A 24,901-nucleotide genomic window follows, 5' to 3' on the forward strand; every position below is an offset into this window, starting at 1 on the left:
GTCGACCTACTTGGAACCTTAAGTTGATGCAGACAAAAATCTGGAATTTTAACTACTCAGTCTTCAATCCCTTAACAGGGTACTAGCTCTTCACCTTGTGGACTTGCTCCTACTTGAGGTACCTGCTCCACAGGGATTTCTTCTCCGATCCCAGGTTGCTCGCCTACCGGAACCATCTCACCGTCACGCATCACAAGCGATGTTTCGCACTCTGGGCAATGGTATAGTCGATGGTTTCTACCATGCTTTGCTTCTACTTCTTCAACCACGTCGGAATGGTTGAGATAAAAAACGATTGCTTTTTCTGCAAGATCGGACATTGGTTCTAAATCTATTGCGGATCGAATTTTTAATTTTCGATGCAATTCCGGCGACAAATACAAAGTAACTTTTTGCTTAGCTTGCATATAACTCTTGAGTGGTCTTACCCGGGTATGTTTATCACGTTATCGACTTTATCATTAGTTGTCAAGACAGTAAAACGTTTTGACGTCAATATTGTTATATATCTTAATATTTAAATTCAAGGAAATAGTTAGGGTAAAAGTTAGAGAATTATGTGTAAGAAAGTTTGAATCATCAAACTTTTAACCATAAGTCATGACCCTTAGCCGCCAAATAGCAGTTTGACAGCACTTGCTGCAGTTGAGAAACCTGCTGATGTAAACGGCACTTTTTGATTTTGATCGTCAGTTACGCATTAATTTGGTTTATAGGGGTCACAAACCTGATAGATTTAGCGAAGATCAGCGAGTTAGCACAGTTTGAAGATGAAAGTCCTGGTTATTGGTGGTGATGGCTATTGCGGTTGGGCAACCGCACTATACCTTTCTAATCGAGGGTACGAAGTTGGCATTTTAGATAGTCTGGTACGGCGGTACTGGGATCTGGAACTAGGTGTGGAAACCCTGACTCCAATTGCGCCGATAAAACAAAGGCTGCAGCGATGGCATGATTTGACGGGAAAATCCATCGACTTATTTGTTGGCGATATTAACAATTACGATTTTCTCAATCAGGCGTTGCATCAGTTTGAACCAGACGCAATTGTCCATTTTGGCGAACAGCGTTCAGCTCCATTTTCTATGATTGACCGCGAACATGCTGTTTTGACACAAGTCAACAATGTCGTCGGTACGCTGAATTTGTTGTATGCTATGCGGGAGTTTCCTGACTGCCATTTGGTGAAGTTGGGAACAATGGGCGAATATGGTACGCCAAACATTGATATTGAAGAAGGCTATATCACAATTGAACACAACGGACGTAAAGACACACTACCTTATCCAAAACAACCAGGTAGTATGTACCATCTCAGTAAAGTTCACGATAGCCATAATATCCATTTTGCTTGTCGAATTTGGGGATTGAGAGCAACTGACTTAAACCAAGGTGTGGTTTATGGCGTGTTGACCGAAGAAACAGGTATGGACGAGTTGCTGATTAACCGCTTAGACTACGATGGCATTTTTGGGACAGCACTCAACCGTTTTTGCATTCAAGCAGCAATTGGTCATCCACTGACAGTTTACGGTCAAGGAGGTCAAACTCGTGGTTTCTTGGACATCCGAGATACTGTACGTTGTGTAGAAATTGCGATCGCTAATCCAGCAGAAGCTGGAGAATTCCGTGTGTTTAACCAATTCACGGAACAGTTCAGTGTTGGGGACTTAGCATTGATGGTGAAGAAAGCTGGACAGTCACTAGGATTGAGCGTTGACATCAATAACATAGACAATCCCAGAATTGAAAAAGAAGAACATTACTTTAATGCTAAAAACACAAATTTACTCAACTTAGGATTGCACCCGCATTACCTTTCAGAAGCACTGCTGGACTCGTTACTTAACTTTGCAGTCAAGTATCAGCATCGTGTTGACCGCAACCAAATTCTGCCTAAAGTTTCTTGGCGGCGATAGACGTTAGGTGAGAAGTTAGGTTTCCTGAAGTCAGAATACTGACTAATCCTTGCCTCTCCCTAGCTGATAGCCCCTACTCCCTAGCCTCTAATATATGCGAATCGCCCTATTTACAGAAACCTTTTTGCCTAAGGTTGATGGCATTGTCACGCGCTTAAGCCATACCATTGATCATCTCCAGCGTAATGGCAATCAAGTCATGGTGTTTGCACCTGATGGTGGAATTGCGGAATATAAAGGAGCTAAAGTACACGGTATTTCAGGCTTTCCCTTGCCACTGTATCCAGAGTTAAAACTGGCGCTACCTCGACCTGCAATTGGTCAGGCATTGGAACACTTTCAACCGGATCTAGTTCATGTTGTTAATCCTGCAGTTTTAGGTTTGGCTGGGTTATTTTACGCCAAAACCCTCAAAATTCCCTTGGTTGCTTCTTACCATACGCATTTGCCACAATATTTACAGCATTATGGTTTAGGAATGCTCGAAGGCTTTTTGTGGGAATTACTCAAAACAGGTCATAACCAAGCAGAAATTAATTTATGTACTTCGACCGCCATGATGCAAGAATTAGCTGCACATGGTATTGAGCGAGTAGCGTTGTGGCAAAAAGGTGTAGATACAGAACTATTTCATCCTGCTTTGGTAAGCAGAGAAATGCGATCGCATCTCAGTCAAGGTCATCCAGAAAGTCCTTTGTTACTCTATGTTGGGCGATTATCAGCAGAGAAGGAAATTGAACGCATTAAAGCCATCCTACTAGCAATTCCTGAAGCTCGTTTAGCATTAGTAGGAGATGGACCACATCGTTACGCTTTAGAAAAGTACTTTGCCCAAACACCTACTCATTTCGTAGGTTATTTAACTGGAAAAGATTTGGCTGCAGCGTTTGCTTCTGCGGATGCCTTCGTTTTTCCTTCTCGGACAGAAACATTGGGATTAGTACTACTGGAGGCAATGGCTGCAGGATGCCCTGTTGTAGCAGCTAATTCAGGGGGTATTCCAGATATTGTCACTTCAGATGTCAACGGTTATTTATTTGATCTTGATGACGATAATCAAGGAGCGATCGCTGCCACGAAGCGCTTACTAGAACAACAACAACAAAGAGAAATAATTCGCCAGAATGCCCGCACCGAAGCAGAACGTTGGAGTTGGGGCGCTGCTACGCGCCAGTTACAAGATTATTACACTAAAGTATCATCGCGGAACTTAGCTAGCTTGATTTGCTAAACCTTGGCATCCTATCGTGATTAATTTATGCTGAAGGATTCTCGGAATCATCTTGAAAAGGATTTTCCCCAACACCCAGTTGCTTTTTCGTGCGTTTGAGATCCTTCCAAAGCGCATGAATTTGTTTGTATGACTCTTCAGGAGATATTTTCCCAGCAGTTTCTAGATTACAGATGTAGCTAACGCGCTGGGCAAACTCTTGGAGATTGGCATTAAAAATCAAATTCTCCGGCTTGACTTTGCCGTAATAGCGACTGCGCGGATAGAGAAAATCAGATTGGTTTACCATCGCAGATCCTATTTTGCTAAACGCCCTTATCTATCTAACATCAAGTAAAGCAAACAACAATACGGATCTCACCTATAAATTGTTAGATCGCCGTCACTCTGATTGTTAGATTTTCATCAGTACTACTTAGTATATTGCAGGCTTGTTAACCTTATCGTAACCAAAAGTTAACTTTTCCTTATCCTCAAAGTAGGAGACTTTCTAACAAAGTGTCTCTTCATTGGTTTCCTTTAGAGTCTAAAGTTTGCATTTACTGCTCATCATCATCAAGTAGCAGAGAGTCTTGTAAGTGTTGCGGAGGAATAGCCGCAATTATAGCGTCGAGAACTTTAGCAACAGGAATAATTTCTAAATTAACCTCTGGAAGATTTTGTCCTTTAGGAACAATGGCACGTTTGAAACCAAGCTTAGCAGCTTCTTTTAAGCGGAGTTCCATTTGAGAAACAGCCCGTAATTGTCCACCTAAACCAACTTCTCCAATTAAAACTGTTCCAGGATCGACAACGCGATCGCGAAAAGATGCGACAACAGCAATTGCGACTCCTAGATCGACGGCAGGTTCTTCAACATTCAAACCACCTGCAGAAGCAACATAAGAGTCTAACTTAGACAGCGGAATACCGACTCGCTTTTCTAATACTGCTAAGATTTGTAACAAACGGTTGTAATCTACACCTGTTGTTGAACGGCGAGGAGAAGAGTAACTTGTAGGACTGACTAAAGCTTGTAACTCTACAACAATTGGGCGCGTACCTTCACAAGCGACAACAATCGCAGTTCCAGGTGCAGGTTCATCGCGATTACCTAAAAATAATTCAGAAGGATTTGCAACTTCACGCAATCCACTATCAATCATTTCAAAGATCCCGATTTCATGCGTTGCACCGAACCGATTTTTGACAGTTCTCAACAACCGATGTGAAGCAAAGCGATCGCCTTCAAAATATAAAACAGTATCAACTAAGTGTTCTAAAACTTTAGGTCCAGCGATTGCTCCTTCTTTGGTAACATGACCGACAATCAACATTGTTACATCGTCACGTTTAGCAACTTGCATTAAAGCCGCAGTGCACTCGCGTACTTGCGCAACAGAACCAGGAGCCGAAGTCAGTGTAGGAAAATAAACTGTTTGAATACTATCTATTACAGCAACATTCGGTTTAAGCGAGTCAATTTCTCTTAAAATTTCTTCAAGATCAGTTTCAGGTAATACATACAAATCTGCACCAACAGCTATCTCAGTGGCAGTAGCATTGTGTTGCGACAAATCGCTATTTGCTTCTTTGTTATTTGGCTCGTTAACTAGATTTGATACTCCTAAACGTGAAGCTCTAAGTTTTACTTGTTGTCCTGATTCTTCTCCACAAACATAAAGTATGCGATACTTTTGTGCGAGTTGATTTGAGACTTGTAAAAGCAAAGTTGATTTACCAATTCCAGGATCTCCCCCAATCAAAACTAAAGAACCAGGAACAATGCCTCCACCTAGCACTCTATCAAGTTCACCATAGCCAGAAATCCAGCGTGTCACATGGCGATCGCTAATTTGAGCAAAAGTAAGTGATGCCCTTGGCTTGGCAGGTTTTGCTGCAGATTTGTGATGACTTCGGCTAATTTGTAAACCGGCACGACTAGGTATTGCTGATGTTGTTGACTCAATTTGTTCTTCTAAAGAATTATAGGTTCCACAGGCAGGACATTTACCAAACCACTGAGGAGACTCTGCACCACATTCATTGCAAACGTAATAAGTTCGAGGCTTCGGCATTGGCTATTTACTAAGTGTTAAAATATGTTTAGAAAACTGAAAGTTTAAAAAAAATTAAAATCAATTTTTAGCAGAAAATTCGCTCTTTTTTAATACACAAATCAGGTAAAATCTTAAATTAATGGTACTAAAAATTAAGTTTCATAAAATCCAATTAAGGAGCGCGAAGAAGATTGGAAAGTCATAAAGAAAAAATTTTGGTAGTGGATGACGAAGCAAGCATACGTCGTATTTTGGAAACTCGACTGTCCATGATTGGGTATGACGTTGTTACAGCAGCTGACGGGGAAGAAGCATTAGATACATTTCGCAAAGCTCAACCCGACTTAGTTGTTCTTGATGTCATGATGCCCAAGTTAGATGGCTATGGAGTTTGCCAAGAGCTGCGTAAGGAATCAGATGTCCCAATTATTATGCTAACAGCCCTGGGAGATGTCGCAGATCGCATCACTGGGCTAGAGTTAGGTGCAGATGATTATGTTGTCAAACCGTTTTCTCCTAAAGAACTTGAAGCAAGAATTCGTTCTGTATTGCGGCGAGTAGATAAAACAGGTGTGACAGGAATCCCAAGTTCCGGTGTGATTCATGTTAGTCAATTACGTATTGATACAAACAAGCGCCAAGTTTACAAAGGAGACGAACGAATTCGGTTAACAGGAATGGAGTTTAGCCTGCTTGAGCTACTTGTAAGCCGTTCTGGAGAAGCTTTTTCTCGGTCAGAAATTTTACAAGAAGTTTGGGGTTATACTCCAGAAAGACACGTAGATACTCGCGTAGTAGACGTTCATATTTCCCGCTTACGAGCTAAATTAGAAGACGATCCGAGCAATCCTGAATTGATTCTCACTGCTAGAGGAACAGGTTATCTCTTTCAGCGCATCATTGAACCAGGAGAGGAGTGAGGTAAAAGCTAATTGCTAATAGCTGTATGATGGTTAAACCAGATCAACATCGATTTTTCCGGCTGCTACCAATCATTGTTGGTGGGTTGGGAGGAATATTATTGCTAATCAACCGTTTACTGACGCCGGAGTTGAACGGTTCACAGGCACGCGCAGATGCCCTAGGGATAATTTTAAGTGCTGTGTTAATTCTAACTGGTTTACTGTGGCAGCAAATTACACCGCGATCGCCTGATATAGTCACTTTAATCGGTCAAGAAGGGTTTGAAATAGCACAATTGCCAGAAGCAATCGCAACAGAATTAGCTTGGGCATCGCACTTGCTATTAACAAATACAGCAACGCGATCGCTCATCGTCTTCTATCAAGGTAAAGTGTTATTACGGCGCGGAATTCTAGGCAAAAAATCGGAAGTCAAACCAGGAGCAATTTTACAACGAGTGCTAGACAAGCACAAACCTGTATACTTAGTTGATTTAAAGATATATCCAGGAAAAATTGAGTTTGACTATTTGCCAGAGAATACTCAAGGTGTCATTGTACAACCAATAGGTCAAGAGGGAGCTTTAGTTTTAGCTGCTAATGCGCCTCGTAGTTATACTAAGCAAGACGAAAGTTGGATTGCTGGAATTGCAGATAAGTTGAGTGTCACTCTAAAAAACAATACAAACCACACCGCTGCTGTCTCTGGATGAATTATGTTAATTCTGTACTGGGTGTTAATTGCTCTAATGATTGTTGGTGTAATTGGGGCTGTGGTTCCAGGAATTCCTGGAACCAGTTTAATTTTAATGGCAATTATTATTTGGGGAGTTGTGCAAGGCTCTTTAAGTAGCATTGTTGTACCACTTGTCGTAGCGATCGCTGTCCTGCTTGCAAGTATTGGAATTGAGTTTTTAGCAAGTTATTGGGGGGCAAAACGCGCAGGTGCAAGCAAGTGGGGGCAAATAGGTGCAATTGTTGGATTAATCTTAGGTTTTTTAGGCTTATTACCAACTTTACCTTTCGGCGGACCTCTACTTGGTATTTTATTAGGACCTTTACTTGGTGCAATTATTGGCGAATATTTTTATCAACGTAGTTGGCGATTAGCTGTTAAAGCTGGAGTAGGAATTGTTGTCGGTTCTTTAGTAGGAAATTTAATTCAGGGAGCGTTAGCAATTGTTACTTTAAGTGTTTTTATATTGACAACTTGGTCACAAATTGCTGGAGCTTATTAACTTTTGAGAGTGCTTGTTGTCTTCTCAAGATTAGTTGCAGTTAATCAGTTTTAATCTAACGCGAACATTACGAGTGATGACATGACATTCGTCTTTGGTCACTTCAACTTTTTCCAAGATAGAAGTTTCGTCGCCATCTCTAGATGTTGATATTGTATAAATGCCAGAACGTTCAAAAACTCTTGCATAGATCGCGTTCCCTGTTGCTGTTATACCACTAAGTTGTAGCTCTTCTTGAAGGTTACGATCATTCACAGTTACCTTCGCTTCTAGAGGTAATCTTGTTTGAAAATCTGAACTGTTACCGTGATACCAGGTTCAATACTAGGAGGACAACGAGTCATAGTACTTGGTTCGCCATCTTGAATAGATATAAAAGTAATTCCAACAGTACACAATGAGCTTAAACATTTGCTCAAAAACACAGCTTCTTCCTTGTGGAACTGAATTATAATAGCCTAACGACAAAAACGGGTTTCAGAGTTTTTTACTTTGAGACATCCAATTATATTGGAACAATTTTACACAAATATCGAACGACCGGAATAAAGACTAGCTAAGTCAGAACTACGCTGTAGTGCTGATGCGCGACGCACCGCAGCGTCAGCATTGACTAATCCATAACCAAAACTATTATTTCTACCAGGCGTTCCTAAGTCCATTGCTGTGTCTATCAAGATTTGACGTACTTGTCCTCCTGTCAAGGTCGAATTGACACTCCATACTAAGGAAGCAATTCCAGCCACATTAGGATTAGCACCCGATGTTCCGCCGAAAAAGCGCATATTACCGAACTTGTCCATTGCTGGAGAATCTGTCGCTGCCATGAGTGTCAAATTAGAACCACGGTTAGAGTAACTAGCAATATTTACTGAAACAGCGTTTGTCAAACCATTAATTGTCGTCGTAGCACTTGTGTTCCTAAGTGCTCCAACAGAAATTAGATTATTATGCGTCGTTTCTAATTGAGCAACGCCACTCACACTAGTTAAATAGCTAGGATCAGAAAGATTTCCACCAGGACCACCATTACCCGCTGCAATAGCAAAAATAGCAACATCAGAATTATCTCGAATTAATTGTTCAAGTTGCTCTCGCGTACCGCCACTATTAAACCAATTACCTTGAATTCCACCTTGGAAAACAACTTTTTGATTCCTAGCCCGCGCATAGCTAACCGTATCTCTAATTGCTTGCTGTAGAGATACACCTCGATATACATCGTTTACATACACACTGCTATTCCAGTTAATTCCTGAAATACCAGAGGAATTGTTGGCAGTTGCAGACATGATACTAATCGCAGAATGTCCATGTCCGTAATTGTTGAAGTTGTCATCATCACTAGGATCAGTAATTAAGCGATTTGTTGAAATATCAACAATGCCTCCACCAGCACCAGATGCTGTTAAAATCCCTGTATCTAAAGAAGCTAGTAAGACGTTGCTAGTTCCTTGAGTAAAGCGCCATGCACTACCTACATCAGATATGTGTAGGTTCCATTGAGAGCCAAAGAAGTTATCGTTAGTGCGTACTTGCAGTTCAAAGGTTGAGGAGTCCGAAAAGCGCAGTCTCTCAATGCCTTGCAAGTAAATTTCTCGACCATCAGCAAGATTTATGTAATCGAAGGCTGTCCCTCCAAAAACTGCTTGGTTAGTCGTTGAGCCAGACAATGGATTAAAAGCAGCAAGGCTCATGCCATTGATACTTGTGATATGAGAGGGAGAAATTCCAGATAGATTCAATGTGTCCGTGCCACCTCGTCCCATAATGACGGCACCTGTGCCCAACTCTGCTGTGTAGTCTATGGTTTCACCTGCAAAAGTGCCATTAGTTCGATTCCATGACAATACCTTCATTGCTTGAGAAGCAGAAGAAAACTCTTGACCATTACTAGTGCGAACAACTGCACGCAGTTGATAACTTCCTCCAGTGAAGTTGGAAAAGCTGGCAAGGTTTATTAACTCGTTAGATAAGTTAGCTTGATTCCAAGATCCTAGAGTTGAGACAACGCGATCGCTTCTTAGTACCTCTAAGCGGACATTTGATAAAGAAACTGCGTTTGCTAAGTTATAGCTGAGGCGTAAAGCTCCACTTTCAAAAACACTAGTGGTAGTATTATCTCCAGAAGCATCAAAGACACTAAAGTTAGTAAAAATAGGATTAATGCTTGTAGTGCTTAGTGGATTGCTACTACCGTTTGGCGGGTAACTTGTAGCATATAGATAATTATCAAATGTTGAATGTGGAATTTCTTGAACTTCCTGACTTACACTCATCTGAGTCAATAAATCATTATCTTGAAAGGCGCTTGTCTGAGTTGGATTGGTGAGGTCAGCAGGAGAATAAGTTACAGAACGACTCGATCTATTATTTGCGCGGATCAATGACTCAGTCAGTTCTGAAGTCGTACTGGGCGATATTGCTGATAAGTTTGGTTCTGAAGTGAGAGAACTATTAGGAATATTTGAGCTAAAGCTTTCTAATAGCTTTAAGTTGTACGACATCTTTTATTTTTCGGATAGGTAGATCAATATTTCTCAAATTTTAAAAAACTTGAGAGAAGCTAATAGCAAACAGTTAAATGCCTGTATGAAGACAGAATTTTTAGCATCAAACTCTTGTAAGCAGGATCTATTGAGTTAGATACTCTTTGAGATCAGCGTGCTCTACAAGGAGATTTTATTGAAGCTTATACATATAATCAATAGTAATTTAACAAGCATTTTGAAGATAAAAATAAAAAAATATTGTTTTTTTGGATGAATTGTTTAAAGATTTGATTAAGAAAAGAACTTTGAAAAAGAAATAATCTATACTAAGCAATAGGGATAAGATAGAATACCTGTAACTAAAGAGCAATGAAGCTCTATACTAAATACTTTGTAGCTGTTATACCAACTCTCAACAAAGTACTTATATCATCTCCGGTTAAATAACCAGAATATCGGTATCGTTACGCTGTTATTAGTAGTTAGTTACTAATCACCCTTCACCTAGACTGACTATTTTTGTTATCACTAATCAACCGGATTTGATATCAGTCATAAATACTGAGCGAATAAATTCACAGCTAAATAAAAGAAGTCCACAGAGGTGGACTTCTTAATAAAGCTCAAACTACTACTAAACACATCAAGTGGCACGACGCAAAAACAATTGTAGTAAATCGCCAACTTTTTCTGACCAATGTTCTTGGGGATAGTGTCCGGCTTCAGGTATTTGGACAAGTTCGACATTGTTTAGAGACTCGACAGTATCCTGGACATCAGTTATTGACAGCCAAGGATCTTTTACTCCCCAGATAACCATCGTTGGTTGTTGCCATTGTTGTAAGCCGGATGCAATTTCAGCGAGTGATGGTTGGAGTTGAAGATTGCGTACAGTGGCCAAAAGCGATCGCCCAGCAGCAGAACTTGTCAAAAAAGGTTTGCGGTAAACATTGAGTTCTTTCTCGCCAATTTGATAGCGACTACCACTTTCTAAAGTACGATCAACTAAAAGTGGGTCTTGTGTTAGCATGTCACCCATAAAAGGAAGTCCTAATTGCTTCAGCTTCCACGGTAGTTTGGCACTTGGAGAAACGGGTGCATTAAGAATTGCTAAGCGTTCAATTTGCTGAGGATGGCGTAAGGCGTATTGTAAACCAACAGAACCTAGAAAACCTTGCACGACTAGGGAAAAGCGCGGAATTTCCAATGCTTCAATAAGTGCGGCGAAAGCAGTGACAAAAGCGTCTGGGGTGTAAGCAAAATCACGCCGATCGGGCTTAGCAGAAAAGCCAAACCCAATCCAATCAGGAGCGATCGCGCGAAAACCTTTTTCTGCCAGAGTAGGCATTATTGCTGTCCAGATGTAGCTTTGGGCAGGAATACCATGCAGCAAAAGCACTGGTGGCTTGTCCAAACTCTGACTCGGCTTAGTTTCTCGATAAAACCATTCCAATGAGCCTACTTTAATTTGATTTTCAGTATTCACCGTGCCTAACCCTCGCTATGCTAATTGTCATCTGCTGCTTTCACGGTTGACGAATTTTCTAAAATTGCTTCTTGAAACACAGCAAGATCAAACCAAAACGTTGTGCCTACACCAACCTCACTGACTAAGTGTACGCTGCTATGGTGCTTATCAATGATGTTTCTAACAATTGATAGCCCTAACCCTGTTCCTTCCAAAGTATGAACGCGGTTTTCTACCCGAAAGAAACGACCAAAAATTTTCTCTTGATGTTCGGGATCAATTCCCATCCCTGTATCTGAAATTTCGATACGAACTTTCCCTCTGAGTGGGTGAGGGTTAAGCAGAGATACATTGTGTTTTGATTTAATGCTTTCTAATAAATAAGCGCGAATCACAACCTTGCCACCTGCGTTAGTAAATTTCAACGCATTACCTACTAGATTAGTAAACACTTGCAGTAATAAGTCATAATTTCCTAATACTGGAGGTAGCTTCGGCTCAATTTCTTGAATTAATTCAATACCTTTATCTTTAGCATTTAATTGATAATTACGCAGAGTTTGATCGATGGCTTGGGCAACATCTACTGCATCAAAATGATAAATGCGGCACGATTCTAAACGCGATAAATCTAAAACATCATTAACGAGGCGTGTCAAACGATCAGTTTCATTGTTAGCAGTTTGGAGAAACTCACGGCGCTGTTCTTCATCGAGATCTTTGCCGTAGTCGTGTAGGGTTTCAATATAAGTTTTGATATTAAACAAAGGCGTTCTTAATTCATGTGAGACATTACTGATAAACTGACTTTTAGCTTCATTAAGTTCGACTTCACGAGTGATATCTTGCACCGTCATAGCAATACCTTTGAGGCTTTCTCGATATTGGTCGAGAACTGTTGTCAAAAGAATCCGAATTGTGCGACTCGTAGGTTGATTGAGAGAAATGCGAAACTCAGCACTGTCGCGATCGCCTGCTGCAAGTTGATACAAGGGACGTGATAATTCCATCTGTAGTACTGGCGGCAAATGATGCAAAACATTACTACCAACTACAGGTGCGCTATCCCAACCAAACATTCGTCTTGCAGTCGGATTCACTAACACTACATGAATATCAGTGTCGAGTAAGATTGCGCCATCAGCAATTGTGGAAACGAGTGTTTCAAGCTTTGCTTTTTGTGCGGTTAATTCCTCAATATTTTGTTCTTCATAGCGTTCTAAGCGCTCCGCCATTTCATTAAAACTAAAAATTAACTCTTTGAGTTCGCCACCAACTGGTAAATCAATTCGCTGCTTAAAATTTCCCGCAGCAATGTTTTTAACTCCGACAAGTAGTTCTTTGATTGGTTTAGTAATATATAGCGCATTGAAAACCGCACCGAGGATCACCATTACCCAAATTGAAATAAATACGGCGATCGTGACATCCCGCGTGAGATTAGATGATGTGATGACAGTAGGATTGGGGTTTGTGCCAATTGCTAAAACACCTAAATATGTACCATTGTGCGTTAAGGGCACAAAAACATCAGTCACAATACCATCAGGCGTACGATGCTGCCGCACCATTGGTAATTCTGCATTGGCAGCGTAGTCATCTGGCAGTTGAATGCGGCGCTCAATAGTTAATGAGTTTTGCACCTCCGAATCCCAGAAAGGAATGCCAAAGAAGATTTTGCCAGACTCATCAGCGTAGAGCATATAGCGCACGCTTGAGGTACTACTGTAGAAGCGTTGTGAGAATTGAGCGACCTCTGTCAAATTGTCTTCGGCAATCAGAGGGGCAACATTAGACCCCAGCAAGAGACCAAGATCGCGACCAAAGCGAGTATCGTTAAGACGGGCATCTTGTTGAATGGTATTGACTGCCCAGAAAGTCAGACCGCTCATGATCAATGAAACCACCAACGTGGCAGCAGCCATTAGCTTAGTCTGGAGTGTAAACTCTGACCACCAATGGGCGATCGCTTCGCGAATTTTCTGCAGTAAAGCTAGCATCTTCTGTAAGTTGTTAGTGGTGGCTTCTGTTAAAACCTAACAACTAAAAATTAACAGCTTTTGATTTGACTCGGTAGCCAATATCACGCCGATAGTACATTTTCTCAAATTTAATGCAATCAACTGCTTGATAAGCAAGAGCGATCGCTTGTTCAAAGTTATCGCCAGTTCCAGTGACACCTAAAACTCGACCACCATCTGTGACGAGGTGAGTGGCTAGTGGTGAGTGGCTAGGGGCTAGTAGATTTTCTTCATTAGCTTGTACGAGTTTGGTTCCGGCGTGGAAAACGTTTGCACCTAATGCTGCTGCGGAGTCAATACCAGTAATGACTTTTCCTTTTTCATAAGTTCCAGGATAGCCACCTGCAGCAATCACCACACAAGCTGACGCACCTGTTTTCCAAGCAATGGGAGGCATTTGTGCTAATCGCTGTTCCACACAAGCAAGTAATAAATCTTCCAAAGGTGTTTCGAGGAGCGGTAAGATTGCTTGAGTTTCAGGATCGCCAAAGCGACAGTTAAACTCTAAAACTTTGAATTCCCCGTTGGGACTGATCATCAAGCCAGCATAAAGTACGCCGCGATAGTCAATTCCCTTTTTTTTGAGAGTTGCGATCGCGCTTTGTAAAACTTTTGCTTCAACTTCTGCCATCAATGGCGTAACAATGGGTGCAGGAGCATACACTCCCATACCGCCAGTATTTTCTCCTGTATCACCTTCTCCGATGCGTTTATGATCTTGTGCAGGTAACAGGGGGCGAATTGTTAAACCATCAGTGAGAGCTAAAACCGAGGCTTCTTGACCAGTTAAGCATTCTTCGATGACGACAAATTCCCCTTTACCAAATTGCCCTTGAAAAATGGCTTCGATTGCGCTGTGGGCTTGATCGATAGTTTCAGCAACTGTGACACCTTTACCAGCAGCTAAACCATCAGCTTTGACAACAATCGGTGCTCCTTGGGACTTTACATAATCTTTAGCAGCGGCGGCTTGATGAAATATTACGGCTTTTGCAGTGGGGATTTTTGCTTCTTGCATTAAAGCTTTTGCCCACGCCTTACTTGCTTCAATTTGTGCGCCAGCGCGTGTTGGACCAAAGACTTTCGTTCCTTGGCGCTGTAAGTAATCTGTGATTCCCAATGCAAGAGGAACTTCGGGACCAACGACAACCAGATCGATGTTATGTGATCGCGCAAATTCTCCGATACCATCAAAGTCTTCGACACTCAAAGGCAGATTTTGACAGCGTTCTAGCATTGCTGTCCCACCATTACCAGGTGCACAAAAGACTTTAACTTGCGGCGATTGCGAAAGTTTCCAAGCGATCGCGTGTTCGCGCCCTCCACTACCTACAACTAAGACTTTCACTTTAATCCTCGTGCCAAGAGCGAGTCAATTTTTTCATTAAATTAGAACTTAATCAACAGTCCACTTTTCATTATCTCAGTGTACTTTTTGCTGTGCATAAATTGCTTTAAACTGTCTTTGTTGCAATTTGTGATCCACAATTGGTAACGGATAGCCGAGAGCTTCTCTTTCTTGTTCAGGAATATTACCACTGAGCACGTATTCGGTATCTACCGAGCGTAATTCAGGCACCCATTGCCGAATATATTCGCCTTCGGGATCGAACTTTTGAGCTTGACTTGCAGGGTTAAAGATGCGTACAGGTTTGGGGTCCATTCCACTGGATGCACTCCACTGCCAGCCACCATTATTTGCTGAGAGATCGCCGTCAATGAGTCGTTGATAAAAGTATTTTTCGCCTAAACGCGGATCGATTAACAAATCTTTAGTAAGGAAATTTGCTACAATCATGCGACAACGGTTATGCATCCAGCCACTTTCATTCATCTGACGCATGGCTGCATCGACAATTGGGTAGCCAGTTTTACCTTCACACCAGGCTTGAAAAAGTTCTTCGTTGTTTTCATAAGGAAAATTTTTGAAAGCTTCGCGATAAGCTCCTGTTGCTAATTTAGGAAAGTGATACATTGCGTGTTGGTAGAATTCCCGCCAAGCTAGTTCTTGTTGCCAAGCGCGGATACTTGTATCAGTTTCGTCACTGCGGCTATTTTCTAATGCGGCGATCGTTGCAGCCCACACTGTGCGAATGCCAATTGCACCAAATTTGAGCGCGGCGCTGAGTTGAGATGTTCCATCAATGGCAGGAAAATTCCGCTGTTCTTTGTACTCAGTAATCGCTTTGTAGGTAAATTCTTCTAGCCTTTCGTGCGCTGCAATTTCGCCTGGGGCAATGATTAAATCGCGATCCCAAACAAATCCTAAATCTTTAGCTGTGGGAAGTGGAATAACCCCTGCTTGCTGCGCAATTTCTTGTTCTGCTGATGTTATCCCTGTGACACCTTGTAAAGTTGCTACAGGCTCAGCCTTGGATTTACTGCTCCAGTTGCGCCAAAAAGGAGTAAATACAGTATAAGGCTGGTTAGAACCCGTGTAAATTTCATCAGGAGTGTGGAGAATTTGATCCCAGTTCTTGTGTAAAACTTGAATGCCCTTTTCTTTTAAAGCCTCCATCACAGCGCGATCGCGTTCTTGAGAATACGGCTCAACATCCCAATTCCAGAATACAGCTTGAGCATTCAACGCTGCTGCAAGCCTTGGGAGCGCTTGTACTGGATTATCGTGAAGAATGAGTAATTGACTACCAACTTCTGTATATCGCTGTTGTAGGGCTTGTAAACACCCAATCATGTAAGTTACGCGCACGGGGGCGACGTCATCGCGTTCTAGAATGTTGGGATCGAGACAAAACACTCCAACTACTTTTTGATGCTTGCTTGCGGCGGCTAGTCCGGTATTGTCTGAAATACGCAAATCGCGACGGTGCCAGAATAAAGTTAAATTAGACATTAGTATTTAAAAATAGTTCTTTTGTACTAATAGTGTAAATGCTATGAGCATCAGTTAAGTGGGTTGATTCAGATCTTGCATCAAGAAGGGCAGATGGGAAGCCTACCCCGTTGTAAGATGAGTGTCTTACTTGCTGCAAGAACATCGAACATCTAGTCAAAATCTGCTTGCCAATCAGGATTTTGATAATGCTCAAACAGCCGCGCAATTTGGGAAGGAACAACGCGAGTGAGTGAAAGTTCTGGAAGATTTTGCTCTGCAAAGAAGGCTGCTTCTGATGTTTCTATGCTTTCTGCTGGGCTACCACCAATTATTTGACATTGAAAAAAAAGTTTGTAAACATGATGTCGTAGAGGTGGATGTTGATGACGCGGATGATTGCGATCGTATATTGCTAATAGTTTGACAATTTGTGTGTGATAACCTGACTCTTCGTACACTTCACGCACAACTGCATTGCTGGGTGATTCTCCTACATCAACCCATCCTCCAGGCAATGTCCAGCAGCCATCCTCGCGTTCTTTAACCAAAAGAATTTGATTGTTATGAAAGACAACACCTCTAACGTCTATCTTAGGAGTTGCGTAACCTTCTTCTTTGCTAAATAAATCGCAGACATATGTTGGTGTTTCATGAGCGTAAGTTGCCATGATATCAGCTGCAATTTGACGTATTTGCTGGTATCGTTCGCTATCGTATGGACTTTGAGTGTAAGTAAGTCCATTTTGCGCAATCGCCTGCAATCTCTGTGACCATTTCAGCCACTTGAGGGTCATAATTATCTCCTTTATGTACAGCCTGGCGACTGAAGTCGCGGCTCAAAAAACGAAGTCCACCTTCGTGGACTAAAAAAATCAAGGTTTCATAAAAGGCAAGGTTCGTTTCAATAAAAAATGGTTGCACTCAATTACAATAATTTAATCTCTTATTTCCTCTACTTCTTATGTGTAGCTGCGGTGTCACGCGCCGATTTTCTCAAGATTGATGCTAAATTTGATTCAAAAATGGTTTTGCTAATAAAAAGCTAGAAATTGATTTAGCATCAACTGCTTCGCCATCTAAAATGGCTTGTTCTAATTCTTGTACAGTCATCAGCACAGTTTCCATATCTTCATCGATATCTTGATGCGGTGGCTGTTCTAGTAATTCTAAATTCTGTGCTAAGAAAGCATAAATGACTTCATCAGAATACCCTGGAGCTAGGAAAAATTGTCCTAATTTCTGCCATTTGTGAGCGCGGTAGCCAGTTTCTTCTTGAATTTCTCTTTGAATTGTCTTAAAAGGATCTTCGTTAGGTTCTACGGTACCTGCCGGAAACTCTAAAAGTCGTCCTTGTACTGCAAAACGGTACTGTTTCAGAAGAATCAGCTTACCTTCAGGGGTGACAGGTACGGCTAGCGCACCTCCTGGATGACGAACGCATTCCCAGTCTCCTTCTGCTTGATTAGGGAGGCGCAGACGACTCACTTCAAAATCAAATTTGCGTCCGCGATAGTAGAGATGCTGTCTGAGTAGTTGTGGAGGTTCTTTAGCTGGGGGCATAAGTGAGGGGTTAGGGGCGAGGGAAGGGAAAAATTAATAAAATGTTTAAAATTATGTTTAACTCGGTAATACGATTTCAAATACGAACAACACCAGAACAGTCTACCGCTTCAACGAGTTGGGCGATCGCTTTACCGGATACAGGTTCAATCCAAGTGGGGGCAATTTCTGCTAAAGGTACTAACACAAAGGCGCGATCGCGCATGCGCGGATGGGGAATTTGCAGTGTGGGAGTCTCTAAAATGAGGTTATTATAGAGTAATAAGTCAAGATCGAGCGATCGCGGTCCCCAGCGTTCTCGCCGTATTCTACCGAATTGAGCTTCAATATCCAAGAGAGTTTCTAGCATTAACTGTGGAGTCATTTGTACTTGCAACACAGCACAGCCATTAATGTAATCTGGTTGCGGTGGACCGACAGCAGCGGTTTGATACCAGCTTGATTGAGCTATTAAAGTGATATGAGGCGTAGCGCTTAAACTTTTCAATGCAGCTGCTACGGTGTTGCGAGAGTTTCCTAAATTACTTCCCAGTGCGATCGCACATAAACCATGTGTGTTCAACTTCTACTATCCTGTCACTCATTAGCTCAAATCTATTCACCTCAACTCTAACCATGCCACTAATCACCGGTAAAGTTGGGGCTGATGAATTTCTGATTTTTAGCTGCTGTGCGTTTTGATATTGATTCCTTGATCTCTACTCCACCAGCGAAAACTCAGTTTCAGTTGCTCGATTCACAACGTTGCTTTCCATCAAGTCGTAAAATAGACAAAAAATAAAATAACTAATAAATGGGCTGCATTTGAAATGGAGTGAAGCGAGGAAGTAACGTGCCAAATATGCCCTGGTTTAAGGAACAAGAAGCAATCCGTAACACTGAACCAGCAAAAAAAACTAAGACAACTCCAAGTCGTCAGCAACTTCCCCGCCGGAAAATTGCCAAAATTGTGACTCAGATCAAGCAACTAGTGTCCTCATCTACAGGAAAGCAACCGCAACATCGTCGTTCGCTTTGGTTTATTGGTATTGGGGGTAGTGCGATCGCCTTAGGCGGAATTTGGTTTTCTATTGAGCAAAGTTTGCCTCAAACAGCAGAACTATTTACGGTAGTACGAGATGAAACTCTAACGATTAAAGCTGCTGATGGTACTATTCTGCAACAAACTGGACCAGCAACTCGCGAACAACTTAAGCTAGCAGAAATTCCTGAGCCATTAGTGCAAGCATTTATTGCTTCAGAAGATCGCCGTTTTTATCAACACAATGGGATCGACTACCAAGGAATTGCCAGGGCAACACTGTCTAACTTGCGCTCTGCTAATGTTGTAGAAGGTGGTAGTACAATTACACAGCAGCTTGCCAGAATTCTGTTTTTAAATCAAGATCGCACAATTTGGCGCAAACTAAAAGAAATTCGGCTCTCGCAGAAAATAGAAGCAAATTTAACCAAAGAACAGATTCTAGAGCGCTATCTCAACTTAGTTTATTTAGGCGAGGGTGCGTATGGCGTTGCAGATGCTGCGTGGGTGTATTTCAGTAAACCAGTAGACGAGCTTACTTTACCAGAAATGGCAATGATTGCGGGTTTAGCCCCTGCCCCAAGCCGTTACTCGCCAGTAGTAAATTTAGCAACAGCACAACAACGGCGGAATTTAGTCTTACAAAGAATGCGTGAGGATCAAGTACTTGATGCAGCAACCGCAACTGCAGCAAGAACTGCACCGATTACTCTCAATACCAATTTACCCAAGCGCCTCCAAGTTACAGCACCCTACTTCACAACTTATATCCAAAAGGAATTACCAAAGTATGTTGCGCCAGAAGACATTGAAGCGGGTGGTTTAATTGTCGAGACAACATTAAATGCGCAGTGGCAAAATGCAGCAGAAACCGCAGTCAAGAACACCGTCACAAACAATGGTCGGTGGCAAAATTTTGAGCAAGCCGCCTTGGTAGCAATTAATCCACGTAATGGTGAAATTAGAGCTTTAGTAGGTGGAAAAGACTTTGAGAAAAATCAGTTTAACCGCGCTACTCAAGCACAGCGCCAACCAGGATCGACATTTAAAGGCTTTGTTTATACAGCAGCGATCGCTACAGGACTTTCTCCTTACAATTCCTACTTGGATGCTCCTTACATTGTCGAAGGATACGAACCAAAAAACTATAGCCGTGAGTTTCGTGGTTGGCTGACAATGCGAGATGCTTTGACAAGTTCGATTAATACGATCGCAGTTAAGGTATTAATTGACGTTGGCTTTGATCCCGTGACTAAACTCGCACAACAAATGGGAATCAAGTCACAACTACAACCGATGTACTCGCTTGCACTTGGTTCGTCTGAAGTTAATTTACTCGAACTTACAAGTGCGTATGGTACGCTTGCAACTCAAGGCATGCACGTAGAACCGCACGGAATTCGCCGGATTCTCAATCGAAGTGGAGAAGTTCTTTACAGTACTGAACATAAACCAAAGCGAGTTTTAGATCCAGGTAGCGCGGCAATTACAACTTGGATGCTACAAAATGTAGTGCAAGCAGGAACCGGACGCCCTGCATCTTTAAATCGTCCTGTTGCTGGAAAAACAGGAACTTCAGATGAATCACGCGATCTCTGGTTTGTGGGCTATATCCCGCAACTTGTTGCTGGGGTTTGGCTAGGGAACGATAACAATGAACCAACTTGGGGTAATAGCGGTACTGCTGCTGCCACCTGGCGTCAATTTATGATGAGCGCAGTAGAAGATATCCCTGTAGAAGATTTCCCAGAACGTCCGACTTTAACAGGGCGCAAGGGTAGTATTAAGGCACAACCAATTAAGCCGAAGCGAGTTTCATCGGGTAGAACACCGTCATCTAGTAGAAGTTTTGATAACAACCGTCGCAGAAGTTATCGCCGCAATCAGCCTGAAGCAATAGCACCTCAACCTAGAAAGCGATCGCGTCGTCGTAACGTACGCCCAGCCTCACCTCCTGCCAAGTCTCCAACAAGCGCTCAAACACCTACACCACCACAAGGAGAACTACGAGAACGTTTACGCAACCTGCGCCAGCCTGATACTCCAAGAAAAGAGCTACCTCCAGCTAACGGTTCTTCTGGAACGTCTGATGCTGGTTATGTTGTCCCGACGAAAGAGTGATGAGTGGTTAGTGATTAGTAGCTAGTGACTAGTGCGCGAGTTTTGAATTTTGAATTAAAAGAATTTTCATAACTCAACATTCAACACTCATAACTCAACACTCTCTTATATTGGGATCAAACTTGGGGTGGATGTAAGTTATATTGTGTTTTTATACGGTCTTAAAAGCAGTACTGACTAAATATAGGAAGAATAATCATGGAAATACTAATGCAAGCAGCAACAGATAACGTTCCTCACTTTCCCGTTGCTGCTACCGCAGCTATTGTTGTTGGCTTTATCGCTGCTACTACTATTGGTTCGATCGCTTGGTACAACTCCAAACGCCCCGTTGGTTGGGAAAATAAAGAGCGCCCAGATATTGTGCCAGAGGTTAAGAAAGAAGAAACTCCAGGTATTGGTGAGCCAAAATCCTAGTTATTATCTGTGCTGTTTTCTACCTAGCTTTGAGTAATAACCCAGCGTCGGTAAAGCGTCTGAATTCCTTTGAGTACAGTAGAGTAAGCTTTTTGAGGAGAATTATCTGCTGTATCCAATGATTGTAATTTAGTAAGAAGTCGTGCTTCTTCTGTTGCTACTTCTCCATCGCGGTAAATCAAGCCACTGATAGCTTCTAGTAAATCTTGGTAAGCTTTAGAACCAGGGTGCTCTCCTAAATACTCTTTTATCCATTCGTAGCACTCAGTTGGCTGCACAGTCTTAAGTTCATTGAGCAAAGGCTGAATTTCTGGATCGGCAGCCACGTCTTTTTCTGTTGCTACTTTATGTAAATATTCTCTTTCTTCGGGTTGGATGACTCCATCTACCCAAGCAGCCCCAATCAAAATTTTTACTAACTTTTTTACACTAGCTTTATCTTCTTTCATTTAATTTTGTCCTTGGCTTTTGAAAAATTAGCAATTTTATTTCACGATACAAGTTTATTCTGATTCTTTCTGTAAACGAACTATAAAGAATCCATCCATTGCTTGGTGATGAGGTAACACTTTCATCCACCCTGCGGTTGTAGCATAAAGGAAACCGATAGAATTTGCAGCGGGACGTGCTATTCTCCAGTGCGGATGGTGCGTCAAGAAATCTTGAACGATCGCTTCATTTTCTTCGGGATGTAAAGTACATGTCGCATAGATAAGAACACCTCCAGGCTTAACCCAAGTAGCAACGTGAGTAAGAAGTTCTGTTTGTAAACCGATAAGTTCGCGTACTGTCGCGGGAGTTTGTCGCCAGCGGGCATCTGCATGACGATGAAGAGTACCTAAACCCGAACATGGTGCATCGAGAAGGACACGATCTGCAACACCGGTAAATTGAGGAAGATTGCGGCTATCACCTGTGCAGATTTGAATCGATTTGAGTTGTAATCGTGCGATATTTTGCTGAAGTTTTTTTAAGCGCGAGACGGTGCGATCGCACGCCCAGATTGTTCCTGTATCTTGCATCAATTCAGCAATGTGTGTTGTCTTTCCGCCTGGTGCAGCACATGCGTCAATTATGACTTCCCCTGGTTGTGGATCGAGGATATGGCTAACAAGTTGTGCGCTGCTGTCTTGTACTGTCCACCAACCCGCATCAAAGCCTGGTAACTTTTCAATCGCACCCGTACTAGTTGTAAATCTTAAAGCTTGTGGGAGATTGGCGACACGAGTAACACCTACTTCCACGTCTTGCAGTGCAGTTGCGACTTTCTCTACAGAAGCACGTAAAGGATTAATGCGTAAATCAATTGCTGGTGGTTTATTTAACCACTTACAGAGTTGTTCTGTTTCTGCGTAGCCGAATTGACTCAACCATACTTCGACAATCCAGTCAGGATAACTGTGTAAAATTCCTAAGCGTTCTACTGGATCGTCTGGTAATTTTAAGAGATCTGCTTCACTGCTTGCTAACCGAACATAGTGACGCAATAATCCGTTAACAAAACTGGCGAGTCCTGAGAAACCGTTTTTTTTCGCTAACTCTACAGTAGAATTTACCGCAGCAGCATCAGGGATATGATCGAGATACCGCAATTGATACAGTCCTAAATGTAGAATAATACGTAAATCGGGTGGTTGTTGCTGGGCTTTCTTTTTCGCTAACTGATCGATCAAAGCATCAAGCGATCGCTGTCGGCGGACACTACCATAAACCAATTCTGTCACCAAACGGCGATCGACACTACTTAGGTCGGTTTGACGCAATATGCGATCTAAAGCAACATCAGCATAAGCCCCCCGCTGTACTGAACGGAGGGCAATAAAAGCAAGCTGGCGCGAATTTTCCATATTAGTGGCTAGTGACTAGTGACTAGTAACTAGTGATTGGAGTGATTAGCTAGCAGTTCTATATGTAATAATTACAGAAACTAGGCTAGGGATGAAGCTTTTGCAATCATGGCTTCGGGTTGCAAAAGTTGTTTAGGTGGTTGTTTTAAATCCCAGACGATACCTAACCACGACAGAATAACCAAAATGTAGTAACTAATGTCAATTTCCCACCAAAAGAACCCTTGACAAGCTGCGAGAGGATAACGGTGGTGATTGTTGTGCCAGCCTTCGCCTAAAGTAATGATTGCTAACCACAATGAGTTTTTACTCGATTCTCCGGTGTCATAGCGTTTACTACCGAATACATGGCATAAAGAATTAATGGCAAACGTGGTGTGGTAGAGAACTACTGTACTGACAAAGAAGCCCCAAAATAGTCCTAGCCAGCCGTAAGTTAAGTAACAGACAACCGCAAGTAGGATAGGGGGTGCAAAGTGATATTTTTCTAACCAAAGTAGTTCAGGGTAACGAGTTAAATCTTTGACTAATTTCTCGTTATAGTCGTCATATTCTGGAGACAATATCCAGCCTACATGTGACCAGTAAAAACCTTTTTTTTCAGCTGAATGAATATCTTCGTCTGTGTCAGAATACTTGTGATGATGACGGTGTTGTGCAGCCCACCAAACTGGGCCTCTTTGTCCAGCAGTTACACCTAAAAATCCCAGCAAAAATTGAAATAGACGACTAGTTTTATAGGCACGATGCGAGAAATAGCGATGATAGCCGCCAGTAATGCCAAATTTGCGAACGAGAAATAATACAATACACATCGAGATTGCTACTGAGTCTATACCCAGCCAAAAGACTGCTAGGCAAGCAAGATGAATACCAATGAAGGGTAAAGCTGCATAATTAAATTTTGAGCGATCGGGCATACAGAAGTTTCCTGTTTGGATTGCAGACAGCACGTATCCTCAAGCCACCATGACAACTTATCAAAATTGACAGAATTTAGCTATGTGTGATACGTTTTGCCAATTGATAATCTTACAATCCATAGGGATCTTTGTGCCTATACATTAGGGCAGTTTATCTGTCGGTATGTTTGACTAGGCAATCTGTAGTAAATACTAAATTACTCAGCAAACATCTCAGCTAAGGTATTAAGAACTACCTGTTGTGCTTCTAAGCTAATCTGCCCTAAATATTTGACCAAACGAGTTTTATCAACAGTACGAATTTGATCGAGAACAATCTGTCCATCTTTGCCTTGAAACTGACACGCTACACGCGTAGGATAAGACTGACCTTTTGTTATCATGGGAGCAACAATGACAGTAGCGATATGCCTATTCATTTCGTCTGGCGATATGACTAGACAAGGTCTTGTTTTCTGAATTTCACTACCGACAGTAGGATCGAGATTTATAAGGAAAACATCAAAACGCCTGACTACCATTCCCACTCGGCTTGATCCCACTCAGTGGTACTAACATCGTCTAGTAATGTATCATCCTTTTGCTCTGCCATTGCTGCAAACGCCTCATCCCAACTCTTTCGTCGCGATACCGCACGAATTACTAGATAACCATCCTGAAGTTCGATTTCTACATCTGTGGAAATTCCACTTTGCTCTAACAGAGTTTTAGGAATGCGAATTCCTTGAGAGTTACCAATTCTTACTATGCGAGTTTTAATAGCTGTTCTCATACATTGTCTTGATGTAATTACATTGTGCTTACATAATAAAGCGTCGTTGTGAAATTGCAAAATATTGCAAAATTGATGGCTAAAGTACAAGTCA

At 42.0% G+C, this 24,901-nt stretch carries 24 protein-coding genes; 7 read left to right on the plus strand and 17 right to left on the minus strand.

Translation table 11 applies throughout. The features are described 5' to 3' along the window. Positions 1-71: 71 nt before the first annotated feature. On the minus strand, positions 72-320 hold the full coding sequence (locus tag IQ230_RS06020; protein ID WP_407646615.1) for a hypothetical protein: 249 nt from the start codon (positions 318-320) through the stop codon (positions 72-74). 450 nt (positions 321-770) lie between these two features. On the opposite strand from IQ230_RS06020, the gene IQ230_RS06025 reads away from it, so the two are divergent. After that, positions 771-1,919, plus strand: coding sequence for a UDP-sulfoquinovose synthase (locus IQ230_RS06025; protein ID WP_193931149.1), 1,149 nt, complete (start codon positions 771-773; stop codon positions 1,917-1,919). 94 nt (positions 1,920-2,013) lie between these two features. Then, positions 2,014-3,150, plus strand: coding sequence for a glycosyltransferase family 4 protein (locus IQ230_RS06030; protein WP_193931150.1), 1,137 nt, complete (start codon positions 2,014-2,016; stop codon positions 3,148-3,150). Between the two features lie 25 nt (positions 3,151-3,175). Here IQ230_RS06030 and IQ230_RS06035 read toward each other — a convergent pair whose 3' ends face one another. Both IQ230_RS06035 and radA read right to left on the minus strand, forming a co-directional pair. Continuing rightward, complete coding sequence (locus IQ230_RS06035) at positions 3,176-3,439, minus strand: DUF7219 family protein (RefSeq protein ID WP_193931151.1); 264 nt, start codon at positions 3,437-3,439, stop codon at positions 3,176-3,178. Between the two features lie 250 nt (positions 3,440-3,689). Continuing rightward, a complete protein-coding gene (gene radA / locus IQ230_RS06040; protein ID WP_193931152.1) occupies positions 3,690-5,207 on the minus strand; it encodes a DNA repair protein RadA in 1,518 nt (505 codons plus the stop codon). A gap of 173 nt (positions 5,208-5,380) precedes the next feature. Here radA and rpaB point away from each other — a divergent pair, with 173 nt between their 5' ends. Genes rpaB through IQ230_RS06055 form a run of 3 tightly spaced genes read left to right on the plus strand, consistent with a single transcriptional unit; the run spans position 5,381 to position 7,329 of the window. Further along, on the plus strand, positions 5,381-6,109 hold the full coding sequence (rpaB, locus tag IQ230_RS06045) for a response regulator transcription factor RpaB (protein WP_099701866.1): 729 nt from the start codon (positions 5,381-5,383) through the stop codon (positions 6,107-6,109). A gap of 29 nt (positions 6,110-6,138) precedes the next feature. Further along, positions 6,139-6,804, plus strand: a complete 666-nt coding sequence (locus IQ230_RS06050; protein WP_193931202.1) for a cofactor assembly of complex C subunit B — start codon at positions 6,139-6,141, stop codon at positions 6,802-6,804. Between the two features lie 3 nt (positions 6,805-6,807). After that, positions 6,808-7,329, plus strand: coding sequence for a DUF456 domain-containing protein (locus IQ230_RS06055; RefSeq protein WP_193931153.1), 522 nt, complete (start codon positions 6,808-6,810; stop codon positions 7,327-7,329). 30 nt (positions 7,330-7,359) lie between these two features. Here IQ230_RS06055 and IQ230_RS06060 read toward each other — a convergent pair whose 3' ends face one another. The 9 genes from IQ230_RS06060 to folK all read right to left on the minus strand — a co-directional run bounded on the left by IQ230_RS06060 (position 7,360) and on the right by folK (position 18,268). Next, on the minus strand, positions 7,360-7,584 hold the full coding sequence (locus IQ230_RS06060) for a hypothetical protein (protein WP_193931154.1): 225 nt from the start codon (positions 7,582-7,584) through the stop codon (positions 7,360-7,362). A gap of 266 nt (positions 7,585-7,850) precedes the next feature. Then, entirely contained in the window at positions 7,851-9,836 is a 1,986-nt protein-coding gene (locus IQ230_RS06065) for a S8 family serine peptidase (protein ID WP_193931155.1), read from the minus strand. A gap of 628 nt (positions 9,837-10,464) precedes the next feature. Beyond that, positions 10,465-11,307 carry an alpha/beta fold hydrolase gene (locus IQ230_RS06070; protein ID WP_193931156.1) on the minus strand — a complete coding sequence of 281 codons (843 nt, stop codon included), beginning with the start codon at positions 11,305-11,307 and terminating at the stop codon, positions 10,465-10,467. A gap of 20 nt (positions 11,308-11,327) precedes the next feature. Further along, positions 11,328-13,289, minus strand: coding sequence for a two-component system sensor histidine kinase NblS (gene nblS, locus IQ230_RS06075; RefSeq protein ID WP_193931157.1), 1,962 nt, complete (start codon positions 13,287-13,289; stop codon positions 11,328-11,330). Positions 13,290-13,332: 43 nt separating this feature from the next. Continuing rightward, positions 13,333-14,658 (minus strand): phosphoribosylamine--glycine ligase, encoded by a 1,326-nt coding sequence (gene purD, locus IQ230_RS06080; protein ID WP_193931158.1) that lies wholly within the window; start codon positions 14,656-14,658, stop codon positions 13,333-13,335. Positions 14,659-14,733: 75 nt separating this feature from the next. Next, positions 14,734-16,164 (minus strand): cryptochrome/photolyase family protein, encoded by a 1,431-nt coding sequence (locus IQ230_RS06085; RefSeq protein ID WP_193931159.1) that lies wholly within the window; start codon positions 16,162-16,164, stop codon positions 14,734-14,736. A 152-nt stretch (positions 16,165-16,316) separates the two neighbouring features. Beyond that, positions 16,317-16,940 (minus strand): NUDIX hydrolase, encoded by a 624-nt coding sequence (locus tag IQ230_RS06090; RefSeq protein ID WP_193931160.1) that lies wholly within the window; start codon positions 16,938-16,940, stop codon positions 16,317-16,319. A 211-nt stretch (positions 16,941-17,151) separates the two neighbouring features. After that, on the minus strand, positions 17,152-17,706 hold the full coding sequence (locus IQ230_RS06095) for an NUDIX hydrolase (RefSeq protein ID WP_193931161.1): 555 nt from the start codon (positions 17,704-17,706) through the stop codon (positions 17,152-17,154). Positions 17,707-17,782: 76 nt separating this feature from the next. Continuing rightward, positions 17,783-18,268, minus strand: coding sequence for a 2-amino-4-hydroxy-6-hydroxymethyldihydropteridine diphosphokinase (folK, locus tag IQ230_RS06100; protein WP_193931162.1), 486 nt, complete (start codon positions 18,266-18,268; stop codon positions 17,783-17,785). A 279-nt stretch (positions 18,269-18,547) separates the two neighbouring features. Here folK and IQ230_RS06105 point away from each other — a divergent pair, with 279 nt between their 5' ends. Then, positions 18,548-20,848 carry a transglycosylase domain-containing protein gene (locus IQ230_RS06105; protein ID WP_193931163.1) on the plus strand — a complete coding sequence of 767 codons (2,301 nt, stop codon included), beginning with the start codon at positions 18,548-18,550 and terminating at the stop codon, positions 20,846-20,848. 198 nt (positions 20,849-21,046) lie between these two features. Next, a complete protein-coding gene (psb35, locus tag IQ230_RS06110; protein ID WP_193931164.1) occupies positions 21,047-21,265 on the plus strand; it encodes a photosystem II assembly protein Psb35 in 219 nt (72 codons plus the stop codon). Positions 21,266-21,288: 23 nt separating this feature from the next. Here the strand turns inward: psb35 and IQ230_RS06115 are convergent, their stop codons facing one another. The 5 genes from IQ230_RS06115 to IQ230_RS06135 form a co-directional block, all read right to left on the minus strand. Then, positions 21,289-21,714, minus strand: coding sequence for a tellurite resistance TerB family protein (locus tag IQ230_RS06115; RefSeq protein ID WP_193931165.1), 426 nt, complete (start codon positions 21,712-21,714; stop codon positions 21,289-21,291). A 54-nt stretch (positions 21,715-21,768) separates the two neighbouring features. Then, positions 21,769-23,112 (minus strand): 16S rRNA (cytosine(967)-C(5))-methyltransferase, encoded by a 1,344-nt coding sequence (locus IQ230_RS06120; protein ID WP_193931166.1) that lies wholly within the window; start codon positions 23,110-23,112, stop codon positions 21,769-21,771. A gap of 80 nt (positions 23,113-23,192) precedes the next feature. After that, positions 23,193-24,065, minus strand: a complete 873-nt coding sequence (locus IQ230_RS06125) for an acyl-CoA desaturase (RefSeq protein WP_193931167.1) — start codon at positions 24,063-24,065, stop codon at positions 23,193-23,195. 167 nt (positions 24,066-24,232) lie between these two features. Beyond that, entirely contained in the window at positions 24,233-24,556 is a 324-nt protein-coding gene (locus IQ230_RS06130) for a type II toxin-antitoxin system PemK/MazF family toxin (protein ID WP_193931168.1), read from the minus strand. After that, complete coding sequence (locus IQ230_RS06135) at positions 24,550-24,807, minus strand: AbrB/MazE/SpoVT family DNA-binding domain-containing protein (protein ID WP_193931169.1); 258 nt, start codon at positions 24,805-24,807, stop codon at positions 24,550-24,552. Before IQ230_RS06135 ends, IQ230_RS06130 begins: the two co-directional genes overlap by 7 nt. Between the last annotated feature and the right edge of the window lie 94 nt (positions 24,808-24,901).

Source organism: Gloeocapsopsis crepidinum LEGE 06123, assembly GCF_015207655.1.
Taxonomy (GTDB): domain Bacteria; phylum Cyanobacteriota; class Cyanobacteriia; order Cyanobacteriales; family Chroococcidiopsidaceae; genus Gloeocapsopsis; species Gloeocapsopsis crepidinum.

Coding starts and splice junctions, on each gene's coding strand:
- IQ230_RS06050 (WP_193931202.1), top strand. CDS start 6,139: ATGGTTAAACCAGATCAACATCGATTTTTCCGGCTGCTACCAATCATT.
- IQ230_RS06030 (WP_193931150.1), top strand. CDS start 2,014: ATGCGAATCGCCCTATTTACAGAAACCTTTTTGCCTAAGGTTGATGGC.
- IQ230_RS06085 (WP_193931159.1), bottom strand. CDS start 16,164: ATGTCTAATTTAACTTTATTCTGGCACCGTCGCGATTTGCGTATTTCA.
- IQ230_RS06065 (WP_193931155.1), bottom strand. CDS start 9,836: ATGTCGTACAACTTAAAGCTATTAGAAAGCTTTAGCTCAAATATTCCT.
- IQ230_RS06035 (WP_193931151.1), bottom strand. CDS start 3,439: ATGGTAAACCAATCTGATTTTCTCTATCCGCGCAGTCGCTATTACGGC.
- IQ230_RS06025 (WP_193931149.1), top strand. CDS start 771: ATGAAAGTCCTGGTTATTGGTGGTGATGGCTATTGCGGTTGGGCAACC.
- IQ230_RS06020 (WP_407646615.1), bottom strand. CDS start 320: ATGTCCGATCTTGCAGAAAAAGCAATCGTTTTTTATCTCAACCATTCC.
- IQ230_RS06090 (WP_193931160.1), bottom strand. CDS start 16,940: ATGACCCTCAAGTGGCTGAAATGGTCACAGAGATTGCAGGCGATTGCG.
- IQ230_RS06055 (WP_193931153.1), top strand. CDS start 6,808: ATGTTAATTCTGTACTGGGTGTTAATTGCTCTAATGATTGTTGGTGTA.
- psb35 (WP_193931164.1), top strand. CDS start 21,047: ATGGAAATACTAATGCAAGCAGCAACAGATAACGTTCCTCACTTTCCC.
- IQ230_RS06115 (WP_193931165.1), bottom strand. CDS start 21,714: ATGAAAGAAGATAAAGCTAGTGTAAAAAAGTTAGTAAAAATTTTGATT.
- nblS (WP_193931157.1), bottom strand. CDS start 13,289: ATGCTAGCTTTACTGCAGAAAATTCGCGAAGCGATCGCCCATTGGTGG.
- radA (WP_193931152.1), bottom strand. CDS start 5,207: ATGCCGAAGCCTCGAACTTATTACGTTTGCAATGAATGTGGTGCAGAG.
- IQ230_RS06095 (WP_193931161.1), bottom strand. CDS start 17,706: ATGCCCCCAGCTAAAGAACCTCCACAACTACTCAGACAGCATCTCTAC.
- IQ230_RS06130 (WP_193931168.1), bottom strand. CDS start 24,556: ATGGTAGTCAGGCGTTTTGATGTTTTCCTTATAAATCTCGATCCTACT.
- IQ230_RS06105 (WP_193931163.1), top strand. CDS start 18,548: ATGCCCTGGTTTAAGGAACAAGAAGCAATCCGTAACACTGAACCAGCA.
- IQ230_RS06120 (WP_193931166.1), bottom strand. CDS start 23,112: ATGGAAAATTCGCGCCAGCTTGCTTTTATTGCCCTCCGTTCAGTACAG.
- IQ230_RS06135 (WP_193931169.1), bottom strand. CDS start 24,807: ATGAGAACAGCTATTAAAACTCGCATAGTAAGAATTGGTAACTCTCAA.